The 13,288-nt window shown below is 61.2% G+C and carries 16 protein-coding genes; 4 read left to right on the top strand and 12 right to left on the bottom strand.

The features are described 5' to 3' along the window. Nucleotides 1-11: 11 nt before the first annotated feature. From HDEN_RS04800 to HDEN_RS04810, 3 genes are read right to left on the bottom strand one after another with little or no spacing between them, the layout of a single operon-like run. Nucleotides 12-1,361, bottom strand: coding sequence for a glutamine synthetase family protein (locus HDEN_RS04800; RefSeq protein ID WP_013215004.1), 1,350 nt, complete (start codon nt 1,359-1,361; stop codon nt 12-14). Beyond that, the gene (locus HDEN_RS04805) at nt 1,358-2,110 is read right to left on the bottom strand and encodes a gamma-glutamyl-gamma-aminobutyrate hydrolase family protein (protein WP_013215005.1); all 753 of its coding nucleotides are present in this window, start codon (nt 2,108-2,110) and stop codon (nt 1,358-1,360) included. Before HDEN_RS04805 ends, HDEN_RS04800 begins: the two co-directional genes overlap by 4 nt. After that, nucleotides 2,107-3,492 (bottom strand): aspartate aminotransferase family protein, encoded by a 1,386-nt coding sequence (locus HDEN_RS04810; RefSeq protein ID WP_013215006.1) that lies wholly within the window; start codon nt 3,490-3,492, stop codon nt 2,107-2,109. The genes HDEN_RS04805 and HDEN_RS04810 overlap by 4 nt, the downstream gene beginning before the upstream one ends. A 337-nt stretch (nt 3,493-3,829) precedes the next feature. Between HDEN_RS04810 and HDEN_RS04815 the strand changes: the two genes are divergently transcribed. Continuing rightward, nucleotides 3,830-4,483, top strand: a complete 654-nt coding sequence (locus tag HDEN_RS04815; protein ID WP_013215007.1) for a TetR/AcrR family transcriptional regulator — start codon at nt 3,830-3,832, stop codon at nt 4,481-4,483. 89 nt (nt 4,484-4,572) lie between these two features. Here HDEN_RS04815 and HDEN_RS04820 read toward each other — a convergent pair whose 3' ends face one another. From HDEN_RS04820 to HDEN_RS04835, 4 genes are all read right to left on the bottom strand, one after another. Beyond that, nucleotides 4,573-5,814 (bottom strand): PQQ-dependent sugar dehydrogenase, encoded by a 1,242-nt coding sequence (locus HDEN_RS04820; RefSeq protein ID WP_013215008.1) that lies wholly within the window; start codon nt 5,812-5,814, stop codon nt 4,573-4,575. A 320-nt stretch (nt 5,815-6,134) separates the two neighbouring features. Further along, nucleotides 6,135-6,371 carry a hypothetical protein gene (locus HDEN_RS04825; RefSeq protein ID WP_013215009.1) on the bottom strand — a complete coding sequence of 79 codons (237 nt, stop codon included), beginning with the start codon at nt 6,369-6,371 and terminating at the stop codon, nt 6,135-6,137. Nucleotides 6,372-6,568: 197 nt separating this feature from the next. Further along, nucleotides 6,569-6,913: a chaperone modulator CbpM gene (locus tag HDEN_RS04830; RefSeq protein WP_013215010.1), complete on the bottom strand. Its 345-nt coding sequence runs from the start codon at nt 6,911-6,913 to the stop codon at nt 6,569-6,571. A 1-nt stretch (nt 6,914) separates the two neighbouring features. Further along, nucleotides 6,915-7,823, bottom strand: coding sequence for a DnaJ C-terminal domain-containing protein (locus HDEN_RS04835; RefSeq protein WP_013215011.1), 909 nt, complete (start codon nt 7,821-7,823; stop codon nt 6,915-6,917). Between the two features lie 189 nt (nt 7,824-8,012). Here HDEN_RS04835 and HDEN_RS04840 point away from each other — a divergent pair, with 189 nt between their 5' ends. Further along, entirely contained in the window at nt 8,013-8,435 is a 423-nt protein-coding gene (locus HDEN_RS04840; RefSeq protein ID WP_013215012.1) for a Rap1a/Tai family immunity protein, read from the top strand. Nucleotides 8,436-8,473: 38 nt separating this feature from the next. On the opposite strand, the gene HDEN_RS04845 is transcribed toward HDEN_RS04840, so the two are convergent. Next, nucleotides 8,474-8,782, bottom strand: a complete 309-nt coding sequence (locus tag HDEN_RS04845; protein ID WP_013215013.1) for a polyhydroxyalkanoic acid system family protein — start codon at nt 8,780-8,782, stop codon at nt 8,474-8,476. A 395-nt stretch (nt 8,783-9,177) separates the two neighbouring features. On the opposite strand from HDEN_RS04845, the gene HDEN_RS04850 reads away from it, so the two are divergent. Then, nucleotides 9,178-9,612, top strand: coding sequence for a hypothetical protein (locus tag HDEN_RS04850; RefSeq protein WP_245256778.1), 435 nt, complete (start codon nt 9,178-9,180; stop codon nt 9,610-9,612). A 337-nt stretch (nt 9,613-9,949) separates the two neighbouring features. Here the strand turns inward: HDEN_RS04850 and HDEN_RS04855 are convergent, their stop codons facing one another. After that, nucleotides 9,950-10,249, bottom strand: coding sequence for a hypothetical protein (locus tag HDEN_RS04855; RefSeq protein WP_013215015.1), 300 nt, complete (start codon nt 10,247-10,249; stop codon nt 9,950-9,952). 184 nt (nt 10,250-10,433) lie between these two features. Here HDEN_RS04855 and HDEN_RS04860 point away from each other — a divergent pair, with 184 nt between their 5' ends. Further along, nucleotides 10,434-10,697 (top strand): hypothetical protein, encoded by a 264-nt coding sequence (locus HDEN_RS04860; protein WP_013215016.1) that lies wholly within the window; start codon nt 10,434-10,436, stop codon nt 10,695-10,697. A 50-nt stretch (nt 10,698-10,747) separates the two neighbouring features. Here the strand turns inward: HDEN_RS04860 and HDEN_RS04865 are convergent, their stop codons facing one another. The 3 genes from HDEN_RS04865 to HDEN_RS04875 form a co-directional block, all read right to left on the bottom strand. Next, on the bottom strand, nt 10,748-11,824 hold the full coding sequence (locus HDEN_RS04865) for an ROK family protein (RefSeq protein ID WP_013215017.1): 1,077 nt from the start codon (nt 11,822-11,824) through the stop codon (nt 10,748-10,750). Nucleotides 11,825-11,976: 152 nt separating this feature from the next. Beyond that, entirely contained in the window at nt 11,977-12,507 is a 531-nt protein-coding gene (idi, locus tag HDEN_RS04870) for an isopentenyl-diphosphate Delta-isomerase (RefSeq protein WP_013215018.1), read from the bottom strand. Nucleotides 12,508-12,656: 149 nt separating this feature from the next. After that, entirely contained in the window at nt 12,657-13,193 is a 537-nt protein-coding gene (locus tag HDEN_RS04875; protein WP_013215019.1) for a hypothetical protein, read from the bottom strand. Between the last annotated feature and the right edge of the window lie 95 nt (nt 13,194-13,288).

Consider the following 13,288-nt stretch of genomic DNA (forward strand, 5'->3'; position numbering starts at 1 on the left):
GACGCGAACCCTTATGCTATCTGAGCGTACCAGGCGTGGTCGAGCGAGGTCACCACGCGTTCAAATTCCGTGCGTTCGGTCTGCTTCAACAAGTAATAAACTTTCTGGAACTCCGCGCCGAACGCATTGCGGACAACATCGGACGCGCGAAAACGTTCAAGCGCGTTGAACCAGATCGTCGGCAGCTCGGGCGCGGCGGTGTCATTGGCTTCGCCGTCCGCCATCGGTCCCGGCTCGATCTTGTTGGCAATGCCATGCCGCATGCCGGCGAGGATTGCCGCCAACACGAGATAGGGATTGGCGTCGGCGCCTGCAACGCGATGCTCGACGCGCGTTCCGGCTCCTGTGGCGCGCGGAATGCGCAGGGCGACGTTGCGATTGTTCAGTCCCCAATGCGCGGCGAGCGACACGTAATTTTTCGGCACGTAGCGGCGATAAGCATTCGCCGACTGCGCCCAGATGGCCATGAAATCGCACATCGTCGATTGCAAGCCGCCGATGGCATTGCGGAATAGGGGCGAGATCGGATCGCCCGCGAAAACATTATTGCCCTTTCCGTCGATCAGGCTCGCGTGCAGGTGCATGCCCGAGCCCGGCCAGTCGTGATGCGGCTTGGCCATGAATGTCGCTTCGAGACCATGCGCTTTCGCTGCGGCCTTGATCGCGCGTTTCAGAAGCAATGCGTCGGTCGCGGCGGAGACGGCGTCCGCTTTGTGCTTCAGATTGATTTCGAATTGCCCGGGACCCGACTCCTGCATCACCGCGTCGATCGGCAGGCCTTGGACGTCGGCGATTTTGTAGATCGTGTCGACGAGCGGGCCGAGCGTGTCGATCTCGTCGAACTGGAACGTCATCGGACGTTCGGGATCATCCGAAATTCCGTCGGGCGTTTCGAGCTTGAACGCGCCGTTCGCTTGCGGCTTCGTGACGTAGAATTCGAGTTCGGCCGCGACGACAGGTGTTAAACCCTGGTCCGCGAATGCCGCGACCTGCTTTGCGAGAACGCCGCGCGGACAAAGATCATCAGGCTCAGTCACTGCGATGACGGCCTGCGCGTGGCGTCCGTCGCCCACCGGAACAGCGCGCAACGAGCCCGCGATGATGCGGAATGGTTCGTCGGGATCGCCCGTTTCCCAAAGGCGCCCAGTTTCCTCGATGCAATTGCCGCGCGGGTCCATCACGAATACCGTCGAGGGGATCATCAGGCCGTTCTTTGCGACAGCGACGATGTCGTCGCGCCGGAAGCGCTTGCCGCGCGGAATGCCGTTGAGGTCGAACAGGATCAGATCGATCCAAGTGACGCTCGGGTTGGCGGCGAGGAATGCTTCCGTTTCATCGATCGTGATGTAGGTATCGCTCATGCGGCCTGGCCCTTCGCGGTGCGGTTCCGGGCGGCGTCGCCGAAGCGGCGGAATAGGGCGATCGACGCAGGATTGTTGAGCGGCCGCCATTCCGGGTGCCATTGCACGCCGAGAGAGAATGGATTTCCCGCAGGCGCGCGAATGGCTTCGACGAGGCCGTCCTCGGCGAAGGCTTCGGCGACCAGCGGTTTTGCGAGCCGATTGATGCCCTGCCAATGCAGCGAGTTCACCGTCAGCAGGTCCTGGCCGAGCCAGCTTTGCAGTTCGCCGGCGAGGCGCACTTTGTGCTTCGGCCCGAATTTGATGTCGAAGTCTTCGTCCGTCGGTTCTCGGTGATCATGGTGGCCGTCGACGACGTGCACGGCCTGATGCAGCGTACCGCCGAGCGCGACGTTGAATTCCTGAAAGCCGCGGCAGATTGCGAACAGCGGCAATTTACGTTCGAGGGCGGAACGGATCAGCGGCAGCGTGACGGCATCGCGGTCGCGATCGACGGTCGCGGGATCGAGCGGGTCTTCGTCGCCATAGTGTTTCGGCTCGACGTTCGACAGGCTTCCGGGCAGCAGAATGCCGTCAGCGATATCGAGCACCGCACCGATGTCCGCCATGCTTTGGCCGAGCGGAACGAGCAGTGGCTGGCATTCGGCGACTTCCGCGACGGCGGCGGAGTACTTCCGTCCGACGGCGTCGAACGTCAAGCCGCCGATCGACTTGCTGCAGCCCGGTATGACAACGATCGGACGGGTCATGCCGTCAATTCTCCTTTGACATCCTGAAGGGTTTTGTTGAGCGCGCTCTCGATGACGGCGCCGGCTTTTTCGAACTCTGCGTCCGTCCAGATCAGCGGCGGCGCGCAGACCATCGTGTCGAAGACGGCGCGCATGATGAAGCCGTCGCGGAAGAAGTGGTCGCGGCAGATGAGGCCGACGCGGCCGGGATCGGTAAAGCGGCGTCGCGTTTTCTTGTCGGCAACGAGCTCGATGGCGCCCATCATGCCGATGGAGCGAACTTCGCCGACAAGGGGATGATCCTTGAAGCGCTCGAGCATACGCGCGAGGGCCGGGCCGGTCGTTTCCTTGACGCGCGGGACGAGGCGGTCGCGCTCCATGATTTCGAGGTTCTTGAGCGCCACCGCGCACGCAACGGGGTGTCCGGAAAACGTATACCCGTGATTGAAGTCGTCGTTCTCGGCCATAAGCGCATCGACGATGTTGTCTCCGACGAGCACGCCGGAGAGCGGCACGTATCCGGACGTCGCGGCCTTCGCGAACGTGATCAGGTCGGGGCGGATGCCGTAGTATTCCGAGCCGAACCACGTGCCGAGCCGGCCGAAGCCGGTGATGACTTCGTCCGCCAGCAGCAGGATGCCGTACTTGTCGACGATGCGCTGCACTTCCGGCCAATAGCTGTCGGGTGCGATCTTGACGCCGCCCGCGCCCTGCACGGGTTCGCCTGCGAAGGCAGCGACGTTATCAGGACCGCAGCGCAGGATTTCCTCTTCGATGGCGCGCGCGGCGCGGAGGCCGAAGTCTTCCGGGCTCTCGCCAGCGAAGGAGTCGCCATACCAGTACGGGTCCATCACGTGGCGGAAGCCTTCGTAAACCGGATAGCTGTGCTGATGGACGTGGGTCATGCCGCCCATCGAGCCCGCGGCGATCGTCGAGCCGTGATAGGCATTCTTGCGGCTGATGATGATGCGCCGTTTCGGCTGGCCCTTCAGCACCCAGTAGTGGCGGATGAGGCGGATCGCGGTGTCGTTCGATTCCGATCCGGACGAGCCGAAGAACACCTGATTGAGATGCGCGGGCGCGAGTTCGGCGAGCTTGCGCGACAGCTCGACGACGGGCGGATGGGTGGTCTTGAAGAACGTATTGTAGAACGGCAGCTCGAGGATCTGGTCGTAGGCGGCTTGTGCGAGTTCCTTGTTGCCGTAGCCGATGTTCGTCGTCCAAAGGCCCGCCATGCCGTCGAGGATGCGGTTGCCCTCGCTGTCGATGACATAGGCGCCTTCGCCTTTCACGATGACGCGCGGGCCGGGCCCGGCGCGCAGCGTTTGATGCGTCGTGAACGGATGAAGATGGTGCTGAGAATCGAGCTCTTGGATCTGCGCGGTCTGAAGCCGGTTTGACACGGGTTTTTCTCCAGCGATTTGAGAGAGCGGGGGCGATAACGGAGGGCTGGATCGTTTAATCAGTGTGGTGTGTAACCGATGCGGGCGCAAAGCTTCAGCAGCTCGCGTTTCGCGTGAGGCTTGGGCGCAACCCATGCCTGCCTCGCACCCGGCCAAGCGCGGTGCGAAATCTCCAACGGCAACCGGATAAGCGCCGATACCATCAACGAGAGTTCCAAGAATAGTCGACCTTCGGCGGGCAAGTCGGCCGCCGAGCAGACAGCAAATGCAGTCTTTACATGCTCAGTAATAAGAAGGAATACTCTACACCGTAGAAGTGTCAAGGGCCCGTATCGGCATGACTGACCTGAGACCTAAGACGCGGCGCCGGCTCGATAAGCAGGCGATCCTCGAGGCGGCGTTCGAGCTGTTCGCCGAGGAGGGGGAATCCGGCTTTTCCATTCGCAAGCTCGCGGCGTCCGTGGGGGTCGACCCGATGACGGTGCTGCATCACTTCCGGTCGAAAGACGAACTCTTACGGGCGATCGCCGATCATGCCGTGCGGGGCGTCGAGATACCCCGAGCGACGGAAAGCTGGCAGAACGATCTCAAGGCCGTCGCCAACACGTTTCGCTCGCTGGCGCATCGCTACCCGCGCGTCTTCCATTTACATTTTCGCTACCATGCGACCGGTCCCGCGGATCACGTCGCGAGCGAGATCGTCTATTGCGCGATGCGGCGTGCGGGTCTTCCTGATGATCGTGCGGCGGGTCTCGGGCTTGCGTTCTACGCGTTCGTGCTTGGTTTCGCGCTGGCCGAAGCCGAAGGCTTGCTGCGACCGATCAACGACGCCGACGAAGCAGAACTCGATGCGCTGGACGCCGATGCCTACAAGTCGACGCGGGCCCTCATTCCAGCGCTCAAGGGGCTCGATCCGGATCTGGCCTTCAGCGCTTCGATGGATGCGTTCATTGCGGGCGTCGCGAATTTCTCGGACCGCACGTCGAGCTGAAGCGGTGTAATCCGGAGCGTTCGCAAAGGTGGTGGGAGCACGGACTGCAAGGCGTGCAGCCCGTGCGTTCAGATCGTCATCCGATGCGGCTAGAACGGCCTGGCTTTGGCCACGAGGTCTTGGGTCGGTTCGAGCCGATACAGCGAAGCTTCGGTGCCGTCGGTCAGAAGGTAGATGAAGCCATCCGGAGAGACCGCGACGTCGCGAATGCGGCCGATCTTGTCGTGGAAATAACGGCGTTCACGGGTCACGACTCCGTTCGTCACTTCGAGACGGATCAGGCATTGTCCGACCAGCGTGCCGACGAGGAAGTTGCCCTGCCAGTCGTCCGGCATGACGTTGCCGCTGTAGGCGACGAGGCTCGCGGTCGCGACCGACGGCACCCAATGGTGCACCGAATCGACCATGCCAGGAGCCGTCGTGAGGTTTGAAATGGTGGTGTCGTCGTAGTTGACGCCGTAGGTCACGATCGGCCAGCCGTAGTTGCTTCCCGAGGTGATGATGTTGAGTTCATCGCCGCCCTTCGGGCCTTGCTCGATCGACCAGAGCTGGCCGTCACCGGCATTGGCGATGATACCCTGCGGATTGCGGTGGCCGTAGCTGTAGATTTCGGGAAGCGCGTCGTCACGGCCGACGAAGGGGTTATCCTGGGGAATGCTGCCGTCGGTGTTGATGCGGATGATCTTGCCGCCGTCGTCGAGCAGATTTTGCGCGCGCTGCATCTGAAAGCGATCGCCGATCGTCAGATAGAGCATCCCGTCCGGCCCGAAGGCGAGACGGCCGCCGATCTGGTCGGTGGCCTTGATTGCGGGACGGCTTTCGAAAATGACCTTCGTGTCTTCGAGCGCCTTGTCTTCCAGGCGTGCGCTGACGATGCGAATGGTCGAACCGTCCGGTCCGTTATGCATCAGCGAGAGAAAGATGCGCCGGGTGGTCGGAAAATCGCGGTCGACGAGGACGTCGAGCAGGCCGGAGTGGCCGCCGAAGGCAACCTCGGGTACGCCTGCGATCGGCTCATCCAGCATGTGGTCGCCTTCGATGAGGCGGAGCCGTCCGGGGCGTTCCGTCACCAGCGCGCGCCCATCGGGCAGAAATGCGATTGCCCACGGCATTTCGAGCCGTTTCGCAACGAGCGGGCGCAGTTCGAAGGGGAGGTCGCGTTCGTCAACGTATTCGGGTGGCGCGATCGTCGAGGACGACTGCGGCTCGCCGACCGAGACTTCGGCACCTGCATCACTCGGAATAAAAAGGGAAAGTCCTGAAATGAGAATGCTGGCGAGGCCACTTTTGAGAGCAGAACGGACATTCGCGCCCGATGCGATCTGGTTCAAATTTGCCTCCGCCCAGGTCACCGAAGAGAATTGTTTCAGTTTGGTGACACTATTCGAAAACGTGGCGTCAGCAAGCCCGCGAAATGAATATTCAGACAACCGAACGGCTTAGAGCGGCCGGCATACGTGCGCCGTTCGCGATTGCACGGCAGCGTATGACAAATGTCACACTGCCGGCTGCGAGGCGGTGGGTGATTTTCGATTGGAGATTTGGAGACAGCGCGGTTCCGAGTGGCGCGCATCGTGCCAGAGGTTGTGATGTGCATCTTGGCGCGTGCGGTCATCATCCGCATCGCGCCAAGGCATGACGTGCGAGCGGCTCAGGCGCTCGCCTGTTCACAATCCTGTTCGATCTCGGTTTCGGTCACCGAGACAAGGTCGGAAAACGCGTAGGGAAAGAGTGTCGAAATCGCGCCGCTCTGGAACATGGCATCGACGCGGGCTGCCTCGGCCATCATCTCGGCGATGTCTTCCGGGGTATCAATCCAAAGATTGGGTTCGACAGTGTGTTCGACGGTGGGTTCGGCTCTGGGCCGCGCCATCAACTCGAGCGACATTACGCAAAACTTTCTCTGTCCGAATTTCGCGGCCAGCACCTGGCCGAGGACGACCCTACGCGAGCACCGCCATCCATGACGTTAACGGGAAAAGCCTGTCTTATCCTGTGCTTAACGACAGGTGAAAAGCATCGTTAAACACCGAGATATCGCCTCGGAAGGGTCGATGGCTGCGGTTGCGAGCTACAAACGTAGGCTTATTTGTCCGGGTTCCGATCAGACTGTGCCGGAAAATTACCAAGGTGTGACAGCAGCTGCTCGCGCAGGTCGTCCGGTCCCGCGTGGACGGCGGCGAGGATATCGCCGAGCGTTCGCCGAAGACCGTGCAGCTGGTCGAGCAGGTGCAAGACCACGGACACCCCCTCGTCATTGACGCCGATGCCGCCCTTGAGGTCGGTTATGAGGTGGGCGCGGGCTATGTCGACCTCGGTGAATTCCGCCTGGCCTTCGTCACCGGCAGGGATGAGCCAGCCGGCCGTCACCCATTCCTTGACGACGTTGTCTTCGAGGTGGGCGCGAACCAGAAACTCTCGATACTGCATCTCATGCCTCCGTGTCGTGCCGGGCGGCGCCCGTGCCTTGCTGCCATTCCGAGACGAGTTTTTCGAGCTCGGGGTCGGGCTTTTCCGGCAGCATGATCTTCAGGGTGACGTACTCGTCACCGGGTAGCGTGTCGGCCCGCTTGATGCCCTTGCCTTTGAGACGAAGCGTGCGGCCGCTGTTCGACCATTTCGGCACGGTCATCGTCACGGTGCCGTCGATCGTCGGCACCTTGATCTTGCCGCCGAGCACGGCATCGGCGAGCGGCAACTGCAGCTCGACTTGAATATCGTCGCCCTTGCGCGTGAATACGGGATGCGGCCGGATCTCGACCTCGACGAGCGCGTCGCCTGGCTCGCCGCCGTTGAAGCCGGGCGAACCCTTGCCGCGCAGGCGCAGTGTTTGCCCGTCGCGCGTTCCGGCCGGGATGGATACATCCAGCACGGAACCGTCGGGCAGCGTCACCTGGCGGCTTGCGCCGTTGACGGCATCGAGGAAATCCAACGCGAGCTTGTAGTGCTCATCCTGGCCGCGCATGCGGACGTTGCTACGGGACGTCGAGGAACGGCGGAACATCGAGGAAAAGAGATCGTCGTCGCTCGCGAAGTCGGAATATCCGCCTGCGTTCGCGTAGGAATCGGCATCGCCCCCGGCGTAGTTGCGATAATACTCCCGCTTCGGCGTTTCAGCGCCCGACGCATCGATCTCGCCCTTGTCGAAACGCGCGCGCTTGTCGGCGTCGCCGACGAGTTCGTAAGCCGCCGAAACTTTCTTGAACTCGTCCTCGGCGGCCTTGTTGCCGGGGTTGAGATCGGGATGCAGTTTTTTCGCAAGCTTGCGATAGGCTTTCTGGATGTCATTCTGCGATGCGTCACGTGCGACGCCAAGCACCTTGTATGGATCGTCGCTCAACAGCCTTGCTCCAATTCTGAGCCGCGCGGGGCGTGCAACCTTCGCCTCAAAAATAGACTGACGCGGGCACCTTGAAAACCGTTTCGAAAGAGGGCACTGAGAATGGCGCAGCGACACAGGGTTTCGCTGGCTCAAATCACCGTACATAAAATTAGATAGAAACGCAGAACGATCGCGTTTGTTCGATCCGTGGACTTGACGTTTCAAACTCTCGATCCGAATGATAGCGGCTTGGGCCGCACGTACCCGAAGGATAGTTCGCTGGCCAAGATTTTCTCTATTGTCGCGTTGTGCGTGTTGATGCTTCAAGCAACGCCTGTCAGCGCCGAGCCGGATGTCCACACGGCGAAATTCTGGCTGCCGCATTGTCAGAAGTCCGACATGGCCTGCATCGGGTATCTGCAGGCTTTGCTCGACATCAACAATCTCGAGCGTGAAAACGGATACCATGTCCAGTGGTGCGCGCCGGAAATCATCAAACTCGAAGATTTGCGCGTGGTCATCGTTCGCAAGCTCAAGGCCGAGCCGGACAGTCTGTCGTCGCCGTTCGTAAGGGTTGCGACCAACGCCCTGATCTCGGCGTATCCGTGTCTTGAAGATCTGATCAAATGACTGCTTGCGCCAACTGACGTACCGAGCCGGTCCTCCGCCTATTTCTTTTCGAGCAGGATCTGAGCGCGCGACTTGATTGTCGATTGAACGACCTCGGCGACCTTCTGCAGGAACCAAGGAAGCAAGACTTCGATGCGCACGCTGTCGTCTTCGACGTCAGCTGTTCCTTCCGCGGTCTGGCCGAGGGCGGTGAAACGAAAAGCGAGCCGGTTGTCGGTCCACGTCTCCTCGTCGATCTTGAGGACCGGCAGGCTCGCGGACGCCGATCCGAGGCCCGACTTCAGCCGGCGGATAGCTTCCTCCCTGCCGAGGCTATGTGGAATGGTAACCAAAACAGGTTTCGTCATCATCGGCTCCTGGCGCTCCGGCCACATTAGCGGAACTCGCCCGATCGTGTCGCGGTTCGCGATGGCGTCGGATGACTGGCGAAGCCTGTGCCTTCGGCGCGGCGGGGGCCTTAAGACGCCGGATCGACGCTCTCAAAGCATCCGGTGCCGGGCGCCCTTCGTCGGCGCCGATTTCCTAGCGGACGTCGAAAAGACACTGGATGGCTGGGAAATGTGCGACGAGGCATTGGTGCAAGAACGGAAACGTGATTGCTGAAGCGTTTACTCTGCCGGGATCTTTCCCGAGCCATTCCGGCGCATTTCATTTAGGAGGCGGGGAACGGGCCGGGGGTTCGCTCGTTTGTTGTTCGGTGGCGGTGGCGTAGGCAATTACCGTGAACTCCCGTTCGATTGTAGTGTTGGTTCTCTATGCGACGCTGGTGACCGGCTTAACTGCGGCCATCGCCGAAGTCGGCACGGCTATGGCGCGGCAGACGGCTGGCCTGCTTCTGTTGGCAGAACGACCAGATCAGCCGGTTTCGCGGGTCGAAAAGGGCCTCGAGGTGGAGGCCCGGGTCTCTGACTTCCAGCCAGTCAGCCACGTCATCGAACTCCACGCTTATCCGGCGACCGACGCCTCCGCCGTGGCTTTGGCCATGGCGATGGACACGGCCGAGGCCGCTGTCCTGCCTAAGAAAGCTCTCCCGGCGACCGCACCGAAGCTTGCGGCGAGAACGGTCAAGCCGCGGGTCGCAGGGTGGATCAAGCGGGTCCGCGCTCCTGTTCCGCCGATCGAATTCCACGAAACGACCGCGCAGCTCATCCAGCGGCATCTGCGGGCCGATATGTAGTTCGGCATTTCTCCTAAAATTGCCGTTCTTGAATGGGTTCGTCCTGCAACTTGATGCGGACGCGTCACAACCGCGCTGAAATCAGTCCGCCGCACCACAAGTGGACTTGCCCATTTATCCCCAAATCAGATTGTTTACGTATGCCGACGGCAGCAGTCGTGCCGCGTAGTTGTTGCTCCCGGATTTACGGGATGACTTCTCCCCCGAAGTCAATATCGGCTGAGGCAGAACACACGCCGTCCCCAATAGCGGTTCTGTCGGGGCGATAAGCTCAAAAGAGAGCGGCCGAAAGCGCCGCTCTCTTTTTGTTTGGACTCCATCTCAACCTGCGGGGCCGTCAGCGCTGCTGCTCGTTTGTCTCCGGTTTGCAGATGATCTCGGCCTGCGTACAGGAGGCCTCCCGCACATCGATCAGCGGTTTGCAATTGGGCGGCGCTTCGCTTTTTCCCGCCTTGGCGCACTTGTCGGCGTTGGCCGTCGCGTCCTTGCAGAGCTGGCGCATGTCCTCGCAACCTTGGTCGGCAAATGCCGGAGATGCGAGCGCCAAGGCCGCTGCCGCCAGAGCGACGTGCATCAAGCGAGCGAAGCGCTGACGCATAAGGCTCGGCATAACATTGCAATAGAAGTCTTTGCTCATCTCGATCCTGATGTCGCGGCCGTCTGCAAATCCGGTGCGGATGCTGGCGAAAATAAATTCGTAGCCGTTCGCTCTGAATTTCGCCTTATGAAAATCAAACAGTGCATAACTCGTGCGACATCTTCACTTGCCGCAATCGAAGCCGGAGAGTGGGGGAGGTCGCTGCGACGGGGGGAACAGCCGCATGATGCAAGACATCGGGCTGATGTACATCGAGGGTGAAGTCAAAGGCGGGCAGCTCACGGGCCGCACCGTGCTAGTCATCGAGACGTCGCGCGAGATCGATCCCACACAGCCGGGATATTCCGCGACTGAGCTTCGCCGGCTCGTCTCGGTGGCATCCGCCAAGTGGGAACGCAACTTCGGTCCCGCCGATCTCATTCGCCTCGATTACCAGCCGGCATTCGACCGCGTTCTGACGCCTGAGAAACGCAGCTTCAAAGCCTGACGGGTGCGACTTCATCGATTGCGGTGACTATGCTCAGTGAGCGCTGGGCTTCACTTTGTTTTTTTGGGAGCTTTGCGGTTCGTGAATCGGGCGTTTCCGAGGCCGGTGCCGACCGTCAGAATTCCCCAATGCGACCGGTCTTTCATGTAGGGCAGCTCGCTCAAGCCTTGGACGACCGCGTCGTTGTGGATCACGATCATCGTCTCGCTGTCGCCGATCTGTTCGATGTTCTCGCGGATGATCTGCGGGAGATTGAACCGGCTGCTTTCCCAGTTTCCCGGCAGGTTCTGACCGCCGCGATCGATCGAGCCGTCGTCCTCGATGATGCCGGGGCAGCCGATGCCGATCACCGGCGCGAGTTCAATCTTGTTCTTGCGCGACCAGGAGAGCAGGTCCTGCAACATTTCCGTCAGACGGTCGGTGGCGCCTTCGCGGTCGACTTCTTCGTCGCCATGACGCCAGAGTTCGGACTTCGCCACCTTCGCTTTCGCGAGGTCGGCCGATTTGCCGAGGTTCAACTCGACGACGCCGGTTCGAAAATTCGTTCCTCCGATATCTACGGCGAGAATTCCGTCGTGGCCTTTGAGCATCCAGGGCGGCAGCAGGTGCGCCGCGCCGATCAGACCGGCTTGGTCCGGATCGTGGCGAATGAGTTCGAGGTCGATGTCGATGTCCTCGGCGCGCAGCAGAAGCGCAGCGCGAGCGACGGCGAGTTCGCCCAGCCGGCTGCCGCGAAATCCGCCGCCGATAGACACGCATTCGGTGTCGCGCCACTCTTTCGTGCGCAGATACCGGCGAATGACGAATGCGAGCTGTTGCGCGAACTCTTCGATGGCGCTGAGCACTAGACCCGCCGCCTCCGGTTCACCCGTTGCGAGGAGATCCGCAAGCTTCTTCTTGCTCAGCTCTTCCGTCGGCTTGTCGCCGAAAGGGTCTTCGCCGAGTTCCCGCAGCGGCTTCCGCCATTTGTCGACGTATTCCATGAAGGCGCTTCGGCTCGCCTTGTCGCCGATGAAACCGTCCTGGTCTTCGATCTCGATGTTGTAGCTGTCGACCGTGACGCTCGGGAGGACATCAGCCCCGTGCCCAGGCAAGTCGGCTTGGGGCAAAGCTTCTTCTTTGGCCATCGGGTTTCCCGCTCAGTTTGCGTTTTCCAAACGATTAGAAACGCCTGAGACCGCGCTTTGGCTGCGCCGGGAACGACAATAATTTTCGTGCTGTGGTCAACGCGCCGCTGGAAAAATCCGAGGCGCGCGGGGTTCGCTCCGAGTGTCGCGCGTCAGGCGACTTCGAGCGGCGGCGATAGCGGCCAGCCAGCCTCGACGTACTTCCGGAACCAGATGGTAAAAGTTTCTGGAGCGGCTGCGATCTCCCGGCGGATCGCGTCCGGGGCGAGCCAGTTGAAGCCGTCGCACTCTTCCGGATTGGGCGCGATGGGGCCATCGTAGGTGCCGCGAAAAAGATGCACCAGCTCGTGCTCGACCAGCCCGTCATCGAGTTCGGCGCGATAGAGAAAAGTTCCGATTGGAGCCAGCGCGCACGCAAAGCCCATCTCTTCGCCGAGACGCCGCAGCGCCGCGTCACCGCTTCGCTCGCCGGGACGAGGATGGCCGCAGCAGGAGTTCGTCCAGAGCCCGCCCGAATGATATTTGCCGATCTGGCGACGCTGCAGCAGAAGGCGTCCGGCGCTATCCCAGATCAGCACGGAAAACGCCCGGTGCAGGTCACCCCGCCGATGCGTTTCGAGTTTTTCCGCGATGCCGATTTCGTTATCGTCGCGATCGACGAGAACGATCTCTTCCTGAAGCATAGATCGACAGTCCCCCGTGCCACCCGCGCCGACCTTAACACAACAAACCGAAGCGGAAGCCGTTTAATGTCCTGGCTGCGGGGCCTTTTGTCGCCGCGCCGTCGCCTGGAATGGTCGCCATCCGGCTGCGCGTATCATCGGTGCCGGGGTCAGCGGCGGTAGAAACTCATCATGCGCGTGAAGGTGCGGTGAATGTCGTCAGCGGGCTGATCGAAAACGCCGAGCGGGATGCGGACGACGTCTTTCGCGGCCATCGTCCAGGGCAGGCGCATCAGAAAGCGATGAAGCGGGCGTTTGCGCCAGTCGGCGAGCAGCGCGCGCCCGATTGGTTCCTGCAATGTGATGAGAAGTTCATGGCTGCCGGAGCCGCGGATTTCGGTCCACACCATCTCCATCTGCTTGATCGATCGCCAGGAGATGACGCCGAGGCCGTCGGCGAAAATGCCGTACTGACTTGCGCCGATGCGTGGTCTGCCGGTCTCGAGCAGGGGATAGTTATGATAGGCGTAGCCGAAAGCGATGAGCGACAGCGCGATCAGGGGAAGGTTGTCGAGCACAACGCCCGCCGTCGCTAGTCCGGCCGCGATCACGGCCACGACGTAGACCGGGAACTGCAGCTCCTCGCGCTCATAGGCGACGGAGTAGCCATACGAATGGTCGTGGCCCACGGTTGTCGTGCTTTCCATCAGAACCCGTCATAGGCGTTAAACAAGGAGCGTGCCAGATCGAGGCAGGCTGGTAGAGCGCTGATGTCGCTCGATTAAGTGAGCGGAGAGCCGCA

It is taken from the genome of Hyphomicrobium denitrificans ATCC 51888 (assembly GCF_000143145.1).
Classification (GTDB): domain Bacteria; phylum Pseudomonadota; class Alphaproteobacteria; order Rhizobiales; family Hyphomicrobiaceae; genus Hyphomicrobium_B; species Hyphomicrobium_B denitrificans.

Excerpts from the sequence above, each read along its gene's own strand:
- HDEN_RS04845 (WP_013215013.1), bottom strand. The coding sequence starts at position 8,782 with ATGACGAAACCTGTTTTGGTTACCATTCCACATAGCCTCGGCAGGGAG.
- HDEN_RS04875 (WP_013215019.1), bottom strand. The coding sequence starts at position 13,193 with ATGGAAAGCACGACAACCGTGGGCCACGACCATTCGTATGGCTACTCC.
- HDEN_RS04800 (WP_013215004.1), bottom strand. The coding sequence starts at position 1,361 with ATGAGCGATACCTACATCACGATCGATGAAACGGAAGCATTCCTCGCC.
- HDEN_RS04815 (WP_013215007.1), top strand. The coding sequence starts at position 3,830 with ATGACTGACCTGAGACCTAAGACGCGGCGCCGGCTCGATAAGCAGGCG.
- HDEN_RS04830 (WP_013215010.1), bottom strand. The coding sequence starts at position 6,913 with ATGCAGTATCGAGAGTTTCTGGTTCGCGCCCACCTCGAAGACAACGTC.
- idi (WP_013215018.1), bottom strand. The coding sequence starts at position 12,507 with ATGCTTCAGGAAGAGATCGTTCTCGTCGATCGCGACGATAACGAAATC.
- HDEN_RS04865 (WP_013215017.1), bottom strand. The coding sequence starts at position 11,824 with ATGGCCAAAGAAGAAGCTTTGCCCCAAGCCGACTTGCCTGGGCACGGG.
- HDEN_RS04860 (WP_013215016.1), top strand. The coding sequence starts at position 10,434 with ATGATGCAAGACATCGGGCTGATGTACATCGAGGGTGAAGTCAAAGGC.
- HDEN_RS04805 (WP_013215005.1), bottom strand. The coding sequence starts at position 2,110 with ATGACCCGTCCGATCGTTGTCATACCGGGCTGCAGCAAGTCGATCGGC.
- HDEN_RS04825 (WP_013215009.1), bottom strand. The coding sequence starts at position 6,371 with ATGTCGCTCGAGTTGATGGCGCGGCCCAGAGCCGAACCCACCGTCGAA.
- HDEN_RS04855 (WP_013215015.1), bottom strand. The coding sequence starts at position 10,249 with ATGAGCAAAGACTTCTATTGCAATGTTATGCCGAGCCTTATGCGTCAG.